Raw genomic sequence first — 17,265 nt, forward strand, 5'->3', positions numbered from 1 at the left:
CTTCGGGGCTCCGGCCCCGCGCCACGCTCCTCAACCGCCGGAGGGGCTTGATTTCGCTCCTCGATCACCGCTGGGTGAGGAGCGGCGGAGGGGCTCAGACCACCTGGTGGAGCCAGCGGACGGGCGCGCCCTCGCCCGCGTGGCGGAAGGACTCCAGCTCGTCGTCCCAGGGCTTGCCCAGGAGCGAGGCGATCTCCGTCTCCAGGTCGCCCTCGCCGCGTACCGAACGGGCCAGGGCGGCCCGCAGCCGGTCCTCGGGGACCAGGATGTCGCCGTGCATGCCGGTGACGGCGTGGAAGATGCCGAGGCCGGGGGTGGAGCTGTAGCGCTCGCCCTCGGCGGTGGGGCACGGCTCGGCGGTCACCTCGAAGCGCAGCAGGTCCCAGCCGCGCAGGGCGGAGGCGAGCTGCGAGGCGGTGCCGGCGCGGCCCTTCCAGGAGAATTCGGACCGCCAGGTGCCGGGCGCGGCCGGCTGTCTGATCCAGTCCAGCTGGACCCGCACACCGAGGACGCCCGCCACTGCCCATTCGACATGTGGGCACAGCGCGCGCGGTGCGGAGTGAACGTACAGGACTCCACGTGTCGTCACCGGAACCTCCCGTGTGGGACGAGGTACGCCTTCCCCAGCGGCCTCGCGCCCGAACCGCCTCTTTCCGGCCGGCTCCCGAGGTTGTCATCAGTAAACAGCATCGGGAGTTAATCTCCTGAAAAGGGACAGTATGTGACGTGACGTAATATACCGGAGCCGTCCGTCTGTGCGTGGGCGGGCGGGACGCCACTGGTTCGACGGGGAAAAGCTACCGTGCGCCGGGGCCGTCCGTGTGACGTACCGTCGGTCTCAGGCCCCGGATTCGCCGGCTTTCACCCGGCAGGGCGCGCAGAGCCCCGACCTGGGGATCGTGTGTTTGCCGGGGGCATGTCCAGAGGCATAGGACCCGCCTCCCCATCGCCGGTGGGTCCAAGCCAGGGGTTGACCGGAGGGGATCCGACTGATGCCGGAGCGTGCGAAACGTCCGCCCATGCGTACCGCCGCCGCCGCGCTGACGGCGCTCGCGTGCGCCGGCGCCGTCGTGCTGGCCGGATGCGGCTCCGGAGGGGCGGAGGGCGGCGTGTCGCGGAACGCTCCCGCGGCCACGCGCGGCGCCTCGCCGTCGCCTTCCCCCTCCCCCACTCCGGACTGGAACCCGCGGCCCGGGTCTCTCGCGGCGGTCGGGGACTCGATCACCCGGGGCTTCGACGCGTGTTCGGTGCTGGCCGACTGTCCCGAGGCGTCGTGGGCGACCGGCACGGACGACGCGGTGCGCAGTCTCGCGGTCCGGCTGCTCGGCCCGTCGAAGGCGGCGGACCGCAGCTGGAACCACGCGGTGTCGGGGTCCCGGATGGTGCAGCTGCCCGAGCAGATGGCGCTGGCGGCGAAGGACCGGCCGGAGCTGGTGACGGTGATGACGGGCGCGAACGACGCGTGCCGGGACTCGGTGCGGCTGATGACGCCGGTGGCGGACTTCCGGGCGTCGTTCGAGGCGTCGATGCGGCAGCTGCGGGCCGGGGCGCCGAAGGCGCAGGTGTACGTCTCCAGCGTGCCGGATCTGAAGCGGCTCTGGTCGACGGGGCGGGTGAACGAGCTGAGCAAGAAGATCTGGCAGCTCGGGATCTGCCGGTCGATGCTGGCCGACGCGGACGATCTGGGCCCGGCGGCGGTGGCCCGGCGGGACGCGGTGCGGGACCGGGTGGTGGCGTACAACGAGGTGCTGCGGGACGTGTGCACGAAGGACCGGCACTGCCGGTACGACGGCGGCGCGGTGTTCGACTTCCGCTTCACCGCCACGCAGCTCAGCCCGTGGGACTGGTTCCACCCGAGCCGCGACGGCCAGGCCCGGCTGGCGGAGATCGCCTACCGCAACGTCACGTCCCCGGAGCCGCCCGCGTAGGGTCGGTGAGCATGACCATGGGTGAGGGCACGGATACGGCGATACGCGCGGAAGACTTCGGTGCCCTCGCGGACGGGTCGCCGCTCCGCCGGTGGACGCTGGAGCGGGACGGGGTCCGCGTGCGGGTCCTGACCTACGGCGCGATCGTGCAGTCGGTGGAGGCGCCGGGCCGGGACGGCTCCCGGGCCCCCGTGGCGCTCGGGCTGCCGGAGGTCGGGGGCTACGAGGAGTCCCCGGACCGCTACTTCGGCGCGGTGGTCGGGCGGTACGCGAACCGGATCGGGGGCGCGTCGTTCGTCCTGGACGGGCGTACGCACCGCCTCACGGCCAACGAGGGCGACACTCATCTGCACGGCGGGGCCAGGGGCTTCGACAAGCGGGTGTGGGACGCGGTGGCGGTCCCGGACGGGGTGCGGCTCTCCCTGGTCTCGGCGGACGGGGACGAGGGGTATCCGGGGCGGCTCGACCTCTCGGTGACGTACACCCTGGGGCCGGGCGGGGCGCTGCGGCTCGGCTACCGGGCGGTGGCCGACGCGCCGACCGTGCTGAACCCGACCAGCCATCTGCACTGGAACCTGGCGGGCGCGGACAGCGGGAGCGCGCTGGGTCAGCAGTTGCGGATCGCGGCGGGGCACATCACGCCGGTGGACGCGGCGTCGGTGCCGACCGGTGAGCTGCTGCCGGTGGCGGGGACCCGGTTCGACTTCCGGCGGATGCGGGCGGTGGGTGCGGGGTACGACCAGAACTTCGTGCTGGAGGAGCGGGCGGCGGGGCCGAAGGGGACGGACGCCGTCGCCGCCGAGCTGTACGACGCGGCGTCCGGGCGGGTGCTGACGGTACGGACGAGCGAGCCGGGGCTCCAGCTGTACACGTCCGACCACTTCGACGGGCGGCCGTTCGGGCCGTGCGCCGGGATCGCGCTGGAGACCCAGCACTTCCCGGACTCGCCGAACCGGCCGGAGTTCCCGTCGACGGTGCTCCGGCCGGGCGAGGAGTTCGTCTCGCGCACCGAGTACGCGTTCTCGGTGCGCTGAGCCCCGGCGGCGGCCGAGTTCCGGCGGCGGCTGATCTCCGGCAGCCGCTGAGCCCCGGCGGCGGCTGATCTCCGGCGACCGCCGAGCTCCGGCGGCCGACGAATGGCGGGAACCCGCTCGCTCCCTTCACCATGGGTAGCGTGACGTGCCGGTCGGCGATCGAAGGTGGCTGATCATGACGGTGGAGCGGAGGCCCGGCGGTGCGGCGGCGGGCACGGACGTCTCCCCGGTCAGTTCCCACAACGAGTGGGACCCGCTGGAGGAGATCATCGTCGGGCGTCTGGACGAGGCGACGATCCCCTCCCGTCATCCGGTGGTGTCCTGCAACATCCCGCCCTGGGCCGCCCGGTTCCAGGGGATGGCTTCCGGCCGCATGTACCCGCGGCGGCTGGTCGAGCCGGCCCAGCAGGAACTGGAGCGGTTCGTCGCGCTTCTCCACTCCCTCGGCATCACCGTCACCCGTCCGGACGCGGTCGAGCACCGGCGCCGCTTCGCCACTCCCGACTGGTCCTCGCGCGGCTTCTGCAACACCTGCCCGCGCGACAGCATGCTCGTGATCGGCGACGAGATCATCGAGACCCCGATGGCGTGGCCCTGCCGGTATTTCGAGACGCACTCCTACCGGACGCTGCTCAAGGACTACTTCCGGCGCGGCGCCCGCTGGACCGCCGCCCCGAAGCCGCAGCTCACCGACGAGCTGTTCGAGAAGGAGTTCCGTACGCCCGGGGCCGACGAGCCGATGCGGTACATCCTGACCGAGTTCGAGCCGGTCTTCGACGCGGCCGATTTCGTACGGGCCGGGCGCGACCTCTTCGTGACGCGCTCCAACGTCACCAACAGCATGGGCATCGAGTGGCTGCGCCGCCATCTGGGGCCCGGCTACCGCATCCACGAGATCGGCAGCCGCTGCCGCACCCCCATGCACATCGACACGACGTTCCTGCTGCTCGCGCCCGGCAAGGCCCTGATCAACCCCGAGTACATCGACCCCGACCGGCTGCCCGCCGTCCTGGACTCCTGGGACATCCTGGTCGCCCCCGAGCCCGACCCGATCGACGAACGGCTGCTGAGGATGACGTCGCTGTGCGGCCGGTGGCTCAGCATGAACGTTCTCATGGTCGACGAGAAGCGGGTCATCGCCGAACGGCACCACACCGGCATGCTGCGGGCGCTCGAACGCTGGGGCTTCGAGCCGATCCCGGGCGACCTGATGCACTACGCGCCGTTCGGCGGTTCCTTCCACTGCGCGACGCTCGATGTGCGGCGGCGCGGGACGCTGGAGTCCTACTTCGACTGATCCTCCCGGCGGTCCACTCTCCGGCCCGATCTCCGGTCCGATCTCCGGTCCGATCTCCGGTCCGATCTCCGGGTGGCTGTGCGGGTGGCTCTCCGTTCCGCTCCCGGGTCGTCTTCAGCGGGCCAGGCCCAGGGTGACGCCGAGGCCGACCAGGACCGAGCCGATCGACCGGTTCAGCGCCTTCTGGCGGCGGAGCATCGCGCCGCGCAGCCGGGCGTGCGAGAAGAACAGCGCGACCAGGGCGAACCAGCCGAGGTGGGCGATCGACATGAACAGGCCATAGCCCGCCTGCTGCCACAGGGCGGTGCCGGGGCCGACGACCTGGGTGAAGGTCGCCACGACGAACAGGGTCGTCTTCGGGTTGAGGGCGTTGGTGAGGAACCCGCTGCGCAGCGCCCCGAACGGGGAGAGCCCCGGCCGGTCCGTCAGGTCGACGTCGAGGTCGGAGCGGGCCATGAAGGTGCGTACCCCGATGTAGATCAGGTACGCGGCGCCCGCCAGTTTGACCGCGGTGAACAGGGCGGTCGAGGAGGCGATGAGCAGCCCGACGCCGAGCATCGTGTACGTGACGTGGACCAGGACGCCCGCCGCGACGCCGGTGGCCGCGAGGACGCCGGTGGTACGCCCGTACAGGTAGCTGTTGCGGACGACCATCGCGAAGTCGGCGCCCGGGGAGATGACCGCGAGGACGGTGATGGCGGCGACCGCCAGCAGCTCGGTCATGCGGACCACGCCCGGGGGGCCCGCGCGTCACCGCTGTCGGTGGTTTCGGGGTCCGGGTCCGTCGCCGCGTCCGGGTCCACCAGGTCGCGGGCCAGGAGGGTGGCCCCTGCGACGGCTCCCGGCATCAGGAACACCGCGACGAACGGGACCAGGAAGGCCAGCGTCAGCGGGACGCCGAAGCCGAGCACCAGCATCCGGCGGCCGCGCAGCAGGACGAGGCGGTCCTTGAGGACCATGCCCCGACGCTGGAGGGCGACGGCGGTCAGCTCCTCGGCCAGGAAGTAGCCGGAGACGCAGAAGCCGATGGCAGGGACCACGGTCTGCCCGACGACGGGGATGAAACCGCAGGCGAAGAGGATGATCCCGTACAGGGCGACGCGCAGCAGGATGCGTACGGAGTCGCGGGCGGAGATCCACAGGTCCTGCCAGAGCGGCAGTCCTGACTCGGGGACCTCGCCGCCCTCGCTGCGGTCGACCTCCTCGGAGAGCGACTCGTAGAAGGGCTGGCCGACCAGGAGGGTGACGGCGGTGAAGGTGATGACCGCGAGGAACAGGCCGAAGACGAAGACGAGCGCGGTCAGCCCGGTGCGCAGGAGGCCCTGCCAGGGCGAGGACCAGTCGTCGGCGAACGGGGTCGCCCAGCCGACGAAGTCGTCGGCTCCGTAACCGAGTCCGATCAGGGCCCCGGTGTAGACGACGAGGGTGACGAGTCCCGGCAGCAGCCCGAAGCCGAACCATCGTCCGTGCTGGGCAACCCGGCGTTGCCCCTTCATCAAGTAGCCGAAACCCGCCCCGAGATCACTCATGGGCGTCAGCGTACTGGCGTACGGAAGGCGCCCCCCAGGACCGCACCCCGGGACGGGGTGCGGTCCTCGCGCGACGCTGTGGTCAGCGGCGGCTCCGCGGTCAGCCGACCGTGAGCTCGACGTTGACGTTGCCGCGGGTGGCGTTCGAGTACGGGCAGACCTGGTGGGCCTTCTCGATGAGCGCCTGCGCGGTGGCGGCGTCGACGTTCGGGATGGAGGCGCTGATCGCGACCTCCAGGCCGAAGCCGCCGGCCTCGGTCTTGCCGATGGAGACCGAGGCGGTCACGGTCGAGCCGGATATGTCGGCCTTCTCCTGGCGGGCGACGACGCCCAGCGCGCCCTGGAAGCAGGCGCTGTAGCCGGCCGCGAAGAGCTGCTCGGGGTTGGTGCCCGCGCCGCTGCCGCCCAAGGCCTTCGGCGGGTTGACGACGACATCGAGCTGACCGTCGTCCGAGGAGACCCGGCCGTCGCGGCCGTTCTCGGCGGTGGCGACGGCGGTGTAGGCGACGTCGATCTTCTGGATGGTCATGGTGTGAGGATTCCTCCTGTTGGTGCGCCGCGACTCGCGCCCACGATCGCGACAGCCTGGGGATGAGCCTAACGGGTGACCGGGGACGGCCTGGGCGGGAGGGCTCGGTGCACCGAGGTGGAAGGGCTCGGTGCACCGAGGTGGAAGGGCTCGGTGCACCGGGCCGGGAAGGGTCGGCGCACCGGGCCTCCGGACCGGGTCAGACCAGGGAAACGATCATCTTCCCGGTGTTCTCGCCGCGCAGCAGCCCCACAAAGGCGTCGTAGCCGTTCTCGATGCCCTCGGCCGTCGTCTCCTGGTACTTCAGCTCACCGGAGGCCAGCCAGCCGGCGACCTCCTGGACGAACTGCGCCTGGAGGTCGGCGTGGTCCTTGACGAGCACGCCCTGAAGGCGCAGCCGCTTGCCGATGATCATCGCCATGTTGTTCGGGCCGGGGGTCGGCTCGGTCGCGTTGTACTGGGCGATCATGCCGCAGATGGTGGCGCGGCCGTGCACGTTGAGCGAGGAGATCGCGGCTTCGAGGTGCTCGCCGCCGACGTTGTCGAAGTAGACGTCGATGCCGTCGGGGGCGGCTTCCTTGAGCTGGTCGCGGACGGGCCCGTTCTTGTAGTTGAACGCGGCGTCGAAGCCGTACTCCTCGACGAGGAGCTTGACCTTCTCGTCGGAGCCCGCGGAACCGATGACCCGGGAGGCTCCCTTGAGCTTCGCCATCTGGCCGACCTGGCTGCCGACGGCGCCGGCCGCGCCGGAGACGAAGACCGCGTCGCCCTCCTTGAAGGAGGCCACCTCGAACAGGCCCGCGTAGGCGGTGAGTCCGGTCATGCCGAGCACACCGAGGTAGGCGGAGAGCGGCGCGAGGTCGGGGTCGACCTTGACCGCGTGCTTGGCGGGCAGGTCGGCGATCTCACGCCAGCCGAGTCCGTGCAGGACGTGGTCGCCGACGGCGATCCCCTCGGCGTTCGAGGCGATGACCTCGCCGACCGCGCCGCCGTCCATGGGGTGGTCGAGCTTGAAGGGCGGGGTGTAGGACTTCACGTCGTTCATCCGGCCGCGCATGTACGGGTCGACCGAGAAGTGCTTGTTGCGGACGAGGATGCGGCCTTCGGCCGGAGCGGCGACCGCGGCCTCACGCAGCGCGAAGTCCTCGGCCTTGGGCCAGCCGTGCGGGCGGGCGACGAGGTGCCATTCACGGCTGGACGTGGGAAGTGCTGCAGACATGGGCTCGGGTTCTCCTCAATGTCCTACGGGGGAGGCTTCCGCGCCCACTGGCGCGAAAGCTTCATGACATGAAACAACCATGCTCTTGAATATTTCATGTTGTCAAGTAAATCGGTACGCTGTCGTCCATGGCCACTCGCACAGACACCCTGACCCTTGAGGTCGTCGAGCTCATCGGAACCGTCGTGGCGCGCTACCACGAGGAGTACGACCGGGCCGCCGCCGAGCACTCCCTCACGGGCGCGCAGGCACGGGTGCTCGGGCTGCTCTCACTGGAGCCCCTGCCGATGCGGAAGATCGCCGTCAGGCTGAAGTGCGAGCCGTCGAACGTCACCGGGATCGTCGACCGGCTGGAGAACCGGGAACTGGTCGAGCGCAGGCCCGACCCGGCGGACCGGCGGGTGAAGCTGGCCGCCCCGACGGAGAAGGGCCGGCGCACGGCCCGCGAGCTGCGGGACGCGCTGGACTTCGCCCGGGAGCCGCTGGCGGGGCTCTCCGACGCCGAGCGCACGGTCCTGCGGGACCTGCTGCGCCGGATGCTGGGCGAGGCGCCCCTCTAGGGTCTGTCACCCCTCATAGGGCGTGTCGCCCCTCTAGAGCCTGTCCGGGCCGTGCCGATGTGTCCGGGCTGCGCTGACGTGCACCAGGACTGTGCTTACGTGCACCACCACAGGAAGCGGGTGCAGGTCGGGGACGGGGACGGGGTTGGGGTGGACGTCGGCCCGGCCGGGGGCGGGGGTGCGGGCGCGGTCGTCGGCTCCTGCGGGTCGCCCGGTCCCGGCAGGCCGGCGGTCGGGCTGCCGGAGGCGTCGGACGGGTCCGCCTTCCCGGGGTCCGGGGAGGCGGTGGGCTCGTCCGTGGCGGAGGCCTCGGGGCTCGGCGACTCCGAGGGGCTCCCGCTGCGGGTGCCCGCCGGTGAGTCGTCCGTGCCGGGGCCCGCGGCCGCCCCGGCCCGCGATCCGACCGGGCCGGGATCGTGGGGTGCGTCGGCGGACGGCCGCCGGGGCGGGGCGTCGGTCGGGCCGCCCGGCGCCTCGCGTACGAAGTCGGCGGCGGTGTCCTCCCGCGCGGGCTCCATGGCCAGTTCCGCCAGGCCCAGCGCGCCCGCCGCGAGGAGCAGCCCGAGGGCGGCGAGCAGCACGGTCCGGCCGCGCCGGCGATGGCTGCCGCGGGCCCGCCGCCGCGAACCGGGGCGGGCGTCTCGTGGGGCGTGGCGTGAGGCCTCGTGCCGGGACTCGTGTACGGCTTCGCGTGCGGCGTCATGCCGGGACTCGTGTACGGCTCCGCGCCGGGACTCGCGTGTCGCTTTCCGCCGGGTGCCGCGTCGGGATTCGGACGCGTCGGTCAGGGCGGCCGTCCCGTCCGTCCTGTCCGGCCCGTCCGGTGTGGGCCCGGCGGACGCGGGCACGGGCACGGGCACGGCGTAGGGGCCCAGCGCCTCGGCGGGAGTTCCGCACCCGGCGCAGGCCAGGGCTCCGTTGAGATGCCGTCGGCACGGGTGGCAGTAATCCATGGCGCCCGCAGAGTAGGCGTGCGCGGAACCACCGGGGAAGCCGCACAGGTGTGGATCCTGTGAGGAAGTCCGGATTCCGCGGACACCCGGTCCGATACGCCTGACACGCGGGAGGATGGGAGGCATGACCGCTCCCACCCCCTTCGGCCCCCTCCAGTTCCAGCTCGTCCTGCTGCGTCGGATGGCCGACCACCAGCCCGGCCTGGTCGAGGAGGCCCGGCACGAGCTGAGCGCCTCCCTCGCCGATCTGCGGGAGGCCAACCGCCGCTGGCAGGCCATGGTGCGCGCACCCCGGGGGCGGGGATCGCTGCGGCGCTACCGCTCGGTGCTCGGCGAACCGGAACTGACCCTGCCGCGCCGGGTCGGGGACCTGGCGTGCGAGGCGCTGCTGTGGCCGGTGCCGCTCTGGCCGGACCTGCGGTTCGAGGTGATGGCCGGTCCCGGCGGGGCCGTGTGGAACGAGTGGCTGGTCCGGGCCCCGGGCGCGGCCGGGCCCGAGCTGACCTCGACGGACGCGCTGCGCCCGTGGTCGTGCACCGTGGACGAGGCGGCCCGCGCCTTTCCCCCGGCCCGGCCGATGGAGGGCAGCGCCCCGACCCGGTGGTCGCTGGCCGTCACCGACCCGGCCACCGGCCGGGAGCGCGTCGCCGAGTTCACCTGGGGCCTGTTCCAGCGGCTGCTTCCGGCCCGATGACCCGGGGAGCAGCCGAGGAGGCCCCTGCGAGGAGCCGAAGCGGAGTCAGGGGAGAACCGAGGGAGAACTGAGGAGCCGTCAGCTTCTGCCCCCCTTACGGCGCAGCTCAGCGCGCGCGGCGGACGGGAGAGCGCGACCATGCAAGGAGAGACCGGCTGCCGCCGGTGCCCCCATCCGCGCTCTCGGGAGAACTCTCCGTGACCGTCAGCCTTGAGCAGTTGCAGCGTTGCCATGTCGCCGTCGATCTGGGGGCCGCGAGGACCCGGGTGTACATCAAGGGGCTCGGGCTCGTCGTCGACGAGCCGAGCGTCGCCGCCGTCAACACCCGTAACGGCTCCCTCATCGCCGTCGGCGCGCTCGCCGAGCAGATGACCGGCCGCACCCCCGAGTACATCCGGGTGGCCCGCCCGGTGTCCGGGGGGACCGTCGTCGACATCGAGATGGCCCAGCGGATGCTGCGCCACCTGCTGGGCGACAAGCTCCGCCGCCAGTTGCGCCGCAAGCCCCGGCTGCGCGCCGCCGCCTGTACCCCGCACGACGCGGATCCGCTGGCCCAGCGCGCGACGGTGGAGACCCTGGTCGGGCTCGGCGCCCGCCGGGTCGAGCTGGTGGACACCCTGATCGCGGCGGCCGTGGGCTGCGGGCTGCCGGTCGAGCAGCCGACCGCCACCATGATCATGGTGTGCGGGGCCGCCACCACCCAGATCGCGGTGCTCTCGCTCGGCTCGATCGTGACCGCCGCCCGGATCCCGGTGGGCGGCAACGCGATCGACGAGGCGATCATCCAGCATCTGCGCCAGCACCACGAGCTGCTGCTCCCGAGCCAGTCCGTGCGCCCGCTCCAGCTGGCACTGCACGGCAACGGCCTCCAGCTCACCGGCCCCGCCCTCACCGAGATCCACGGCCGCGACGTGGCGACCGGCCTCGCCCGCTCGGTGCAGGTCGACACCGCCGCCGTACGGCAGGCCATCCACACCCCGCTCACGGCGGTGCTCGACGGGGTGGGCAAGGTGCTCCGCGACTGCCCGCCCGATCTGGTGGCCGACCTCGCGGACCGCGGGATCATGATGGTGGGCGGCAGCGCGCTGCTCCCCGGCCTCGACCAGATGCTGCGCGACGCGACCGGGATGCCGGTGCACATCGCGGAGCGCCCCGACGTCTGCTCGGTGCTCGGCCTGGGCGCGATGCTGGACGGCAAGATCCAGCCGATGGTCCTCAACCCGCTCGCGGGGTGAGACCGTCGGCAGGGACCGGACGCCGGCACGGACGATGCGGACGGCTCGGGTGAAAGGGCCCGTGGAGCCCGGTCCGGCCGCGGCCGGGCGGCTGCCGATGCTCCTGGAGGCGGTCCTCAGCGTCGGCAGCGACCTGGAGCTGGGCTCCACCCTCCAGCAGATCGTGGACACCGCCATCGCCCTCACCGGGGCCCGCCACGGTGCGCTCGGGGTACTGGACCCGGACCGGGACCGGATCGACGGGCTGTACACCGCCGGGATGACGAAGGCGGAGCGGCAACACCTCGACCTCTTCCCCGACGACGCCTCCGGGGGACCCGCCGCCCTGGTCAAGGACCCCCGGCAAGCCCGTACGCCGGGCCGTACGCCGGGCCGTACACCGGTGCGGAGCTTCCTCCGGGCCCCGATCCTGGTGCACACCGAGGTGTTCGGCCATCTCTGCCTCGCCCGGAAACCGTCGGGGCCGTTCACCGACACGGACCTGGCCCTGCTGCGGGTCCTCGCCGCCCAGGCCGGCATCGCGATCGGCAACGCCCGGCTGTACGCGAGCGCCCGGCAGCGCGAACGCTGGATCGAGGGAGCGGCGGCCGTCACCACGGCCCTGCTGACCGGCACCGACGCGGCCGACGCGCTGATGACGGTGGCCGAGCAGGCCCGGGTACTGGCGGGCGCGTCGGCCGGGGTGATCCTCCAGCCGACGGAGGGAGGCGGGATGGAGATCGTCACCGCGTCCACGCCGGACGATCCGGCGGGCATCGTCGGCACGGTGATCGAGCCGGGTTCCGCCGTGCTGGTGCAGCTGCTCGGCGGCGAACCGGTCTTCATCGACGACTCGGCCACCGACCCCCGGATGACCACCGGCGTACGCTCCCGGTTCGGGCCGAGCATGATGCTGCCGCTGCAGAGCGGCGGGCGGCTGATCGGCACGCTCGCCCTGCCTCGGCGGCGCGGCGAGCGGCCGTACACGGACGTGGACCGGCTGCTGGCGACCCAGTTCGCCTCGCAGGCGGCGCTGGCGCTGGTGCTGGCGGACGCGCAGGCCGACCGGGAGCAGCTCGCGGTGTACGAGGACCGCGACCGGATCGCCCGTGACCTGCACGATCTGGTGGTCCAGCGGCTCTTCGCGACCGAGATGATGCTGGAGTCGACCCGGCGGCGGGCCGCTTCGGAGGAGACCCACGGCACCGGGGACGGCGGCGGGGCCAGGACCCGCGATGGCCGGGAGGCGGAAGCCGCGGACGGCGGGGAGACGCAGACCGGGGACGGCGGCGGGGCGCAGGCCGGCGACGGCCGGGAAGCGGAAGCCGGGGACGGCGGCGAGGCGGAGGCCGGCGTTCTGCTGGGCCGGGCCGTGGACGAGCTGGACTCCACCATCCAGGAGGTCCGCACCGCGATCTTCGCCCTCCAGCAGCCGCCCGCCGAGGCCCCGAGCACCTTCCGGGGCCGGGTGCTGCGCGAGACCGGGGGCGCGGCGGCCCTGCTGGGCTTCCCGCCGTCGGTGCAGTTCACCGGGGCGGTGGACACCCTGGTGGGCGAGGAGACGGGCCGGGAGCTGCTGGCCGCCCTGCGCGGGGCGCTGGCCGCCGCGCACCGCAGGCCAGGAGTCTCGGCCATCGAGGTGGAGGTGGACGCCACGGTCCGGCTGCCGGACGGGCGGACCGGGGTGCGGCTGGTGGTCGCGGACGACGGGCGCGGCGAGGACGGCCGGCCGACGACGGTGACCTGGCAGGCCCCGGTCTGACAGTAAGGGATTGCCGGGGGCCTCAGCGTTTCGGGGCCGCCCGCAGGGCGATCCGGGTGTTGGAGTGGGCGATGCCCGCCTCCCGCTTCAGCCGGCGCAGCAGGGTGTCCAGCGCTCCCGGGTCGGCGGCGGTGGCCCGTACGAGATAGTCGTGGCCGCCCGTCACGTGCACCACCTCCGTGATCCCGGGCAGCATCAGCACCGAGCGCTCGAACTCCTCGTTCGTCGTGTCGAGGCGCAGCGTCACATCGATGAAGACGACCAGGCCCGAACGGGTGTCTGCGGCCGGGTCGACGATGACGGTGAAGCCGCGGATGACCCCGTCACGGCGCATCCGGCGGACCCGGTCGCCCGCCGCGTTGGCGCTGAGTCCCACACGTACGCCCAGATCCCGGTACGAGATCCGGGCGTCCTCCTGGAGAATGCCGAGGATTTCCCTGTCCAGCCGATCCATACCGCGATTGTCCCAGCTTGTGACGATATTGGCTGAGGGAACTCTCTGCCCCGGGCCGGCGCAGCCCGGGGGGCGTGGGCGCCCCGCACCCTTGACCCGCCCCTGTGGACACCCCTGCCCTTCCGGTCCGCCCTTCCGGGCGTGGAACGCGGCGACGATCGTGATCGGCTTCCCGCTCGTCCCGCTCCGGGACACGCTTCGCGCCGAGCGTGCATGTGCGTGTGCGTGTGCGCTCCGGCTCCCGCTTGCCGGGCTCACACCGAAAGCGCGGTTGGGTGCCCCGTACATCGATTTCGGCGGGGCTTCCCCCGACGCCCTAGGCTCCCGGTGTGACCCACCTTCTTCCCGCGCTCCAGTCCCCCGCCGGCCCGGCAGCCTCCCGGGAGGCCGTCCGCTTCGGGGGTGTCTCCCTGACCTACGGCCGGCTGGCCGGGGCCTCCGCCACGCTCGCCGCCCGCATCGCGGACGCGGGCCGGGTCGCCGTCTGGGCCACCCCGACGCCGGAGACGGTGCTCGCGGTGGTGGCGGCGCTGCGGGCCGGGGTCCCGGCCGTCCCGCTCAACCCCCGTACCGGAGAACGCGAGTTGGCGCACATCCTGGCCGACAGCGAGCCCACGGCCGTGCTGGCGGGCCCGGACGACGTGCTGCCGCCCGCGCTGGAGAAGCTGCGGCGCGTGACGGTGGACGCGCGGACGGAGACCGAAGCCCCGAAGGGGCACGGGGCGGGCGATGCGGACCCCGAGTCCCCCGCCCTGATCGTCTACACCTCGGGCACCACCGGCCCGCCCAAGGGGGCCGTCCTGCCCCGCCGGGCCATCGCCGCGTCACTGGACGCGCTGGAGGACGCCTGGGGGTGGACCGGCGACGACGTCCTGGTCCACGCTCTGCCGTTGTTCCACGTCCACGGCCTGATCCTGGGCGTCCTCGGCCCGCTGCGGCGCGGCGGCTCCGTGCGCCACCTGGGGAAGTTCTCGGCCCAGGGCGCGGCCCGCGAGCTGGGGTCCGGGGGCACGATGCTGTTCGGTGTGCCGACGATGTACCACCGGCTGGCGGAGGTGCTGGACGAGCCCGCGGGCAGCGCCGAACGGGACGTACTGGCAAGGGCGTTGACGGGGGCCCGGCTGCTGGTCTCCGGGTCGGCGGCGCTGCCCGTGCACGACCACGAGCGCATCGCGGCGGCGACCGGGCGCCGGGTGATCGAGCGGTACGGGATGACGGAGACCCTGATGAACACGGGGATCCGGGCGGACGGCGCCCCGCGCCCCGGCACGGTGGGCCCGCCGCTCGCCGGGGTGGAGCTGCGCCTGACGGAGGAGGACGGCACGGTGCTCGACACGGCCGGGGCGATCGGTGAGATCCAGGTCCGGGGCCCGAATCTGTTCACCGGCTACCTCAACCGGCCCGACGCCACCGCCGCCGCGCACACGGCGGACGGCTGGTTCCGTACGGGCGACATCGGCACGGTGGACGCCGACGGGTACGTCACGATCGTCGGGCGCAGCGCCACCGACCTGATCAAGAGCGGCGGCTACAAGATCGGCGCGGGTGAGATCGAGAACGTGCTCCTCACCCACCCCGGGGTCCGGGAAGCGGCCGTGACCGGCGAGGAGGACCCGGACCTCGGCGAACGGGTCGTGGCCTGGGTGGTCGCGGCCGACCCCGGCGCTCCGCCGCTCGCCGAGGAGCTGGCGGACCATGTGGCGGACCAGCTGGCCCCGCACAAACGCCCGCGCACCGTGCGCTATCTGGACGCCCTGCCCCGCAACGACCTGGGCAAGATCATGAAGAGGTCGCTCCATGCCGGATGAATCCCTCACCCAGCACGACGAAGCCCCCTTCCGGCCGACGGCCCGGGAGATGATCGCGCTGCTCACCGCTGGCGCGGGCTTCACCGAGCACCGCCCGCCGCCGCGCCCCCTGCCGCCGGACGGTCCGCTCGGCTGGTCGGGGTACGACGCGGCGCGGGAACGGGCCGGGACACGGACCGGCGAGGAGGAGTCCGTGGTGTACGGCACCGGGGTCGTCGGAGACCGGGCGTGCGTCCTGCTCTCCTTCGAATTCGGCTTCCTGGGCGGCTCGTTGGGCCGGCTGACCGGAGACCGCCTGGCGGCCGCGTACGAACTGGCCCTGACCCGGCGGCTGCCCCTGCTCGCTCTCGTCGCCACCGGCGGCAGCCGGATGCAGGAGGGCATGGTCGCGCTCACCCAGCTCCAGCGGGTGGCCGCCGCCTCCGCCCGGCTGCGCGCGGCCGGGCTCCCGCAGATCGCCGCGGTCCGCGACCCGACGACCGGCGGCGGCTGGGCCACGGTGGGGGCGGGCGCCGATGTGGTGCTGGCGCTGCCCGGCGCGCAGGTCGGTTTCGCCGGTTCCCGGGTACGGCCGCCGGGTGCGGATCCTCACGCGTACAGCGCCGAGGGCCAGTTCGCGGCGGGCCAGGTGGACGCGGTCGTCCCGCCGGGAGAGCTGGCCGCCACGGTGACGCACTGGCTGCGCGCGCTCGGCCCGCACGACGTCCTCCCCGCCGCCCCGTTGCCCCGTGCGTTGTCGGCGGCCCCGCTGCCGGAGACCGGGCGGGACGCGGTGGCGCGGGCCCGTGATCCGCGGCGGCCGCGCGCGGAGGCGTATCTGGCCGACCACTTCGCCGTACGGCTCCCCCTTCACGGGGACCGGTGCGGCGGCACGGACCCGGGGCTGCTGTGCGGTTTCGGGCTGCGCCCGGACGGGCTGCCCGTCGCGTACGTCGCCCAGTGCGGGACCCCGACCCGCCCGGCCGGATACCGGGCGGCGGCCCGGACGATCAGACTGGCGGACCGGCTCGGCGTCCCCGTCCTCACCCTCGTCGACACCCCGGGCGCGGCCAACGACGCCGAGGCGGAGCGGGCGGGGGCGGGCGCGGCCATCGCGGACACGTTCGCGGCCATCGCCTCGGCCCGGGTCCCGGTGACGACGCTGGTGATCGGCGAGGGCGGCTCGGGCGGGGCGCTGGCGCTCGCCGCGCCGGACAACACCCATGTCACGGCGGACAGTTACTTCTCCGTCATCGCCCCGGAACTGGCCGCCGCGATCCTCAAGCGGCCGCCGTCGGAGACCGGCGCCACCGCCGACCAGCTGCGGCTGCGCCCGCAGGACCTCCTGGAGCTGGGGTTCGCCCGCTCGATCGTCGGCTGAGCGACGCCACCACCGGCTGCGCCTACGAGCTACGGCTGAGGGTCACGGGTGCCGTAGCGGGCGAAAACCCGCCACTTCAGCGCGAGCAGGGGCACCCCGGTCACGCCGGACACGCCCGTCACGCAGAGGGCACCGCCGCCGGTGGCGGCGGCGGTGGCGGCGGCGGCGGCATCGGGCGGGAGAAGGCCGGCGACGGAGCCCGTCAGGAAGCCCCCGAGGCGGGGGCCGGCCGTCAGCCCACCGTCGGCCGCGGGGCCGGCTGCCGCACCAGGGAGTCCCACAGGGCCACCGCGTGGTCCACGGTGGAGCGGAGCCGTTCCAGGCAGACGCCGTCGCGGGCCTCGATCGACAGCCCGTGCAGGATCGTCGCGTAGAAGGCGGCGATCGAGCGGACGTCCGTGCCCGGAGCCAACTCACCCTCCTCGATGGCTCGTTCGAGCCGCTTCTCCAGCTCCCCGACCGAGGTCCGCCGCCACCAGGCCAGATGCTCGGCCACTTTCCTGTTCTGGTGCGAACAGTTCGTGGCCGACAGCACGATCATGCAGCCGCTGGGCGTCCCCGGGTCGGTGAAGGTGTCGATGTTGCCGCGCAGCATGGCCTCCACGGCGGCGCGCGCCGTCGGCGCCTCGCGCAGGGCCCGGTTGGTCGCCGAACCCGTGGTGCGGTCGTAGAGCGCGACGGCCTCGCGGAACAACTGCTCTTTCGAGCCAAAGGTGTTGTACAGGCTGGCGGAGTTGATGCCCATGGCGGCGGTCAGGTCCGTGAGCTTCGCGCCCTCGTACCCGAACTCCCAGAACGTCTCCATCGCACGCCGCAGTGCCGCGGCGCGGTCGAACGCGCGCGGTCGGCCTCTTTCGGCCATCTCAGCCTCCTCGGGGAAGGGTTGACCCCCGGTCATCCTGCCTGTTTAGTATTTCTGGATCG

17 protein-coding genes are annotated in these 17,265 nt (G+C 73.2%); 9 read left to right on the plus strand and 8 right to left on the minus strand.

Going from position 1 to position 17,265, the window contains the following annotated elements:
• Positions 1 to 94: 94 nt before the first annotated feature.
• On the minus strand, positions 95 to 589 hold the full coding sequence (locus ACGF2Y_RS06135; RefSeq protein WP_392943503.1) for a DUF3145 domain-containing protein: 495 nt from the start codon (positions 587 to 589) through the stop codon (positions 95 to 97).
• Positions 590 to 1,019: 430 nt separating this feature from the next.
• On the opposite strand from ACGF2Y_RS06135, the gene ACGF2Y_RS06140 reads away from it, so the two are divergent.
• The 3 genes from ACGF2Y_RS06140 (at position 1,020) to ACGF2Y_RS06150 (ending at position 4,259) form a co-directional block, all read left to right on the plus strand.
• Complete coding sequence (locus ACGF2Y_RS06140) at positions 1,020 to 1,928, plus strand: GDSL-type esterase/lipase family protein (protein ID WP_392943504.1); 909 nt, start codon at positions 1,020 to 1,022, stop codon at positions 1,926 to 1,928.
• Between the two features lie 17 nt (positions 1,929 to 1,945).
• Complete coding sequence (locus tag ACGF2Y_RS06145; RefSeq protein WP_392943690.1) at positions 1,946 to 2,962, plus strand: aldose epimerase family protein; 1,017 nt, start codon at positions 1,946 to 1,948, stop codon at positions 2,960 to 2,962.
• A 175-nt stretch (positions 2,963 to 3,137) separates the two neighbouring features.
• Complete coding sequence (locus ACGF2Y_RS06150; RefSeq protein ID WP_392943505.1) at positions 3,138 to 4,259, plus strand: amidinotransferase; 1,122 nt, start codon at positions 3,138 to 3,140, stop codon at positions 4,257 to 4,259.
• Positions 4,260 to 4,373: 114 nt separating this feature from the next.
• Here the strand turns inward: ACGF2Y_RS06150 and ACGF2Y_RS06155 are convergent, their stop codons facing one another.
• The 4 genes from ACGF2Y_RS06155 to ACGF2Y_RS06170 all read right to left on the minus strand — a co-directional run bounded on the left by ACGF2Y_RS06155 (position 4,374) and on the right by ACGF2Y_RS06170 (position 7,536).
• Positions 4,374 to 4,982, minus strand: coding sequence for a LysE family transporter (locus ACGF2Y_RS06155; protein ID WP_392943506.1), 609 nt, complete (start codon positions 4,980 to 4,982; stop codon positions 4,374 to 4,376).
• Positions 4,979 to 5,788, minus strand: coding sequence for an EI24 domain-containing protein (locus ACGF2Y_RS06160; protein WP_392943507.1), 810 nt, complete (start codon positions 5,786 to 5,788; stop codon positions 4,979 to 4,981). The genes ACGF2Y_RS06155 and ACGF2Y_RS06160 overlap by 4 nt, the downstream gene beginning before the upstream one ends.
• Positions 5,789 to 5,888: 100 nt before the next feature.
• Positions 5,889 to 6,317 (minus strand): organic hydroperoxide resistance protein, encoded by a 429-nt coding sequence (locus tag ACGF2Y_RS06165; protein WP_392943508.1) that lies wholly within the window; start codon positions 6,315 to 6,317, stop codon positions 5,889 to 5,891.
• A gap of 199 nt (positions 6,318 to 6,516) precedes the next feature.
• Positions 6,517 to 7,536, minus strand: coding sequence for an NADP-dependent oxidoreductase (locus tag ACGF2Y_RS06170; RefSeq protein ID WP_392943509.1), 1,020 nt, complete (start codon positions 7,534 to 7,536; stop codon positions 6,517 to 6,519).
• 128 nt (positions 7,537 to 7,664) lie between these two features.
• Between ACGF2Y_RS06170 and ACGF2Y_RS06175 the strand changes: the two genes are divergently transcribed.
• Complete coding sequence (locus ACGF2Y_RS06175; protein ID WP_392943510.1) at positions 7,665 to 8,096, plus strand: MarR family winged helix-turn-helix transcriptional regulator; 432 nt, start codon at positions 7,665 to 7,667, stop codon at positions 8,094 to 8,096.
• Positions 8,097 to 8,191: 95 nt separating this feature from the next.
• On the opposite strand, the gene ACGF2Y_RS06180 is transcribed toward ACGF2Y_RS06175, so the two are convergent.
• A complete protein-coding gene (locus tag ACGF2Y_RS06180) occupies positions 8,192 to 9,049 on the minus strand; it encodes a hypothetical protein (RefSeq protein ID WP_392943511.1) in 858 nt (285 codons plus the stop codon).
• A gap of 124 nt (positions 9,050 to 9,173) precedes the next feature.
• Between ACGF2Y_RS06180 and ACGF2Y_RS06185 the strand changes: the two genes are divergently transcribed.
• From ACGF2Y_RS06185 to ACGF2Y_RS06195, 3 genes are all read left to right on the plus strand, one after another.
• Positions 9,174 to 9,743: a hypothetical protein gene (locus ACGF2Y_RS06185; RefSeq protein WP_392943512.1), complete on the plus strand. Its 570-nt coding sequence runs from the start codon at positions 9,174 to 9,176 to the stop codon at positions 9,741 to 9,743.
• Positions 9,744 to 9,940: 197 nt separating this feature from the next.
• A complete protein-coding gene (locus ACGF2Y_RS06190) occupies positions 9,941 to 10,978 on the plus strand; it encodes a rod shape-determining protein (RefSeq protein ID WP_392943513.1) in 1,038 nt (345 codons plus the stop codon).
• 97 nt (positions 10,979 to 11,075) lie between these two features.
• The gene (locus ACGF2Y_RS06195; RefSeq protein ID WP_392943692.1) at positions 11,076 to 12,719 is read left to right on the plus strand and encodes a GAF domain-containing protein; all 1,644 of its coding nucleotides are present in this window, start codon (positions 11,076 to 11,078) and stop codon (positions 12,717 to 12,719) included.
• Positions 12,720 to 12,741: 22 nt separating this feature from the next.
• On the opposite strand, the gene ACGF2Y_RS06200 is transcribed toward ACGF2Y_RS06195, so the two are convergent.
• Positions 12,742 to 13,173, minus strand: a complete 432-nt coding sequence (locus ACGF2Y_RS06200) for an Lrp/AsnC family transcriptional regulator (RefSeq protein ID WP_103533951.1) — start codon at positions 13,171 to 13,173, stop codon at positions 12,742 to 12,744.
• Between the two features lie 329 nt (positions 13,174 to 13,502).
• Between ACGF2Y_RS06200 and ACGF2Y_RS06205 the strand changes: the two genes are divergently transcribed.
• On the plus strand, positions 13,503 to 14,981 hold the full coding sequence (locus tag ACGF2Y_RS06205; protein WP_392943514.1) for an acyl-CoA synthetase: 1,479 nt from the start codon (positions 13,503 to 13,505) through the stop codon (positions 14,979 to 14,981).
• Positions 14,971 to 16,341, plus strand: a complete 1,371-nt coding sequence (locus ACGF2Y_RS06210; RefSeq protein WP_392943515.1) for a carboxyl transferase domain-containing protein — start codon at positions 14,971 to 14,973, stop codon at positions 16,339 to 16,341. Before ACGF2Y_RS06205 ends, ACGF2Y_RS06210 begins: the two co-directional genes overlap by 11 nt.
• A gap of 232 nt (positions 16,342 to 16,573) precedes the next feature.
• On the opposite strand, the gene ACGF2Y_RS06215 is transcribed toward ACGF2Y_RS06210, so the two are convergent.
• Positions 16,574 to 17,203: a TetR/AcrR family transcriptional regulator gene (locus ACGF2Y_RS06215; protein WP_392943516.1), complete on the minus strand. Its 630-nt coding sequence runs from the start codon at positions 17,201 to 17,203 to the stop codon at positions 16,574 to 16,576.
• Between the last annotated feature and the right edge of the window lie 62 nt (positions 17,204 to 17,265).

The organism is Streptomyces sp. NPDC048142 (assembly GCF_043202835.1).
In the GTDB taxonomy this organism is placed as follows: domain Bacteria; phylum Actinomycetota; class Actinomycetes; order Streptomycetales; family Streptomycetaceae; genus Streptomyces.

Coding starts and splice junctions, on each gene's coding strand:
- ACGF2Y_RS06140 (WP_392943504.1), top strand. CDS start 1,020: ATGCGTACCGCCGCCGCCGCGCTGACGGCGCTCGCGTGCGCCGGCGCC.
- ACGF2Y_RS06145 (WP_392943690.1), top strand. CDS start 1,946: ATGGGTGAGGGCACGGATACGGCGATACGCGCGGAAGACTTCGGTGCC.
- ACGF2Y_RS06150 (WP_392943505.1), top strand. CDS start 3,138: ATGACGGTGGAGCGGAGGCCCGGCGGTGCGGCGGCGGGCACGGACGTC.
- ACGF2Y_RS06155 (WP_392943506.1), bottom strand. CDS start 4,982: ATGACCGAGCTGCTGGCGGTCGCCGCCATCACCGTCCTCGCGGTCATC.
- ACGF2Y_RS06160 (WP_392943507.1), bottom strand. CDS start 5,788: ATGAGTGATCTCGGGGCGGGTTTCGGCTACTTGATGAAGGGGCAACGC.
- ACGF2Y_RS06165 (WP_392943508.1), bottom strand. CDS start 6,317: ATGACCATCCAGAAGATCGACGTCGCCTACACCGCCGTCGCCACCGCC.
- ACGF2Y_RS06170 (WP_392943509.1), bottom strand. CDS start 7,536: ATGTCTGCAGCACTTCCCACGTCCAGCCGTGAATGGCACCTCGTCGCC.
- ACGF2Y_RS06175 (WP_392943510.1), top strand. CDS start 7,665: ATGGCCACTCGCACAGACACCCTGACCCTTGAGGTCGTCGAGCTCATC.
- ACGF2Y_RS06180 (WP_392943511.1), bottom strand. CDS start 9,049: ATGGATTACTGCCACCCGTGCCGACGGCATCTCAACGGAGCCCTGGCC.
- ACGF2Y_RS06185 (WP_392943512.1), top strand. CDS start 9,174: ATGACCGCTCCCACCCCCTTCGGCCCCCTCCAGTTCCAGCTCGTCCTG.
- ACGF2Y_RS06195 (WP_392943692.1), top strand. CDS start 11,076: ATGCTCCTGGAGGCGGTCCTCAGCGTCGGCAGCGACCTGGAGCTGGGC.
- ACGF2Y_RS06200 (WP_103533951.1), bottom strand. CDS start 13,173: ATGGATCGGCTGGACAGGGAAATCCTCGGCATTCTCCAGGAGGACGCC.
- ACGF2Y_RS06210 (WP_392943515.1), top strand. CDS start 14,971: ATGCCGGATGAATCCCTCACCCAGCACGACGAAGCCCCCTTCCGGCCG.
- ACGF2Y_RS06215 (WP_392943516.1), bottom strand. CDS start 17,203: ATGGCCGAAAGAGGCCGACCGCGCGCGTTCGACCGCGCCGCGGCACTG.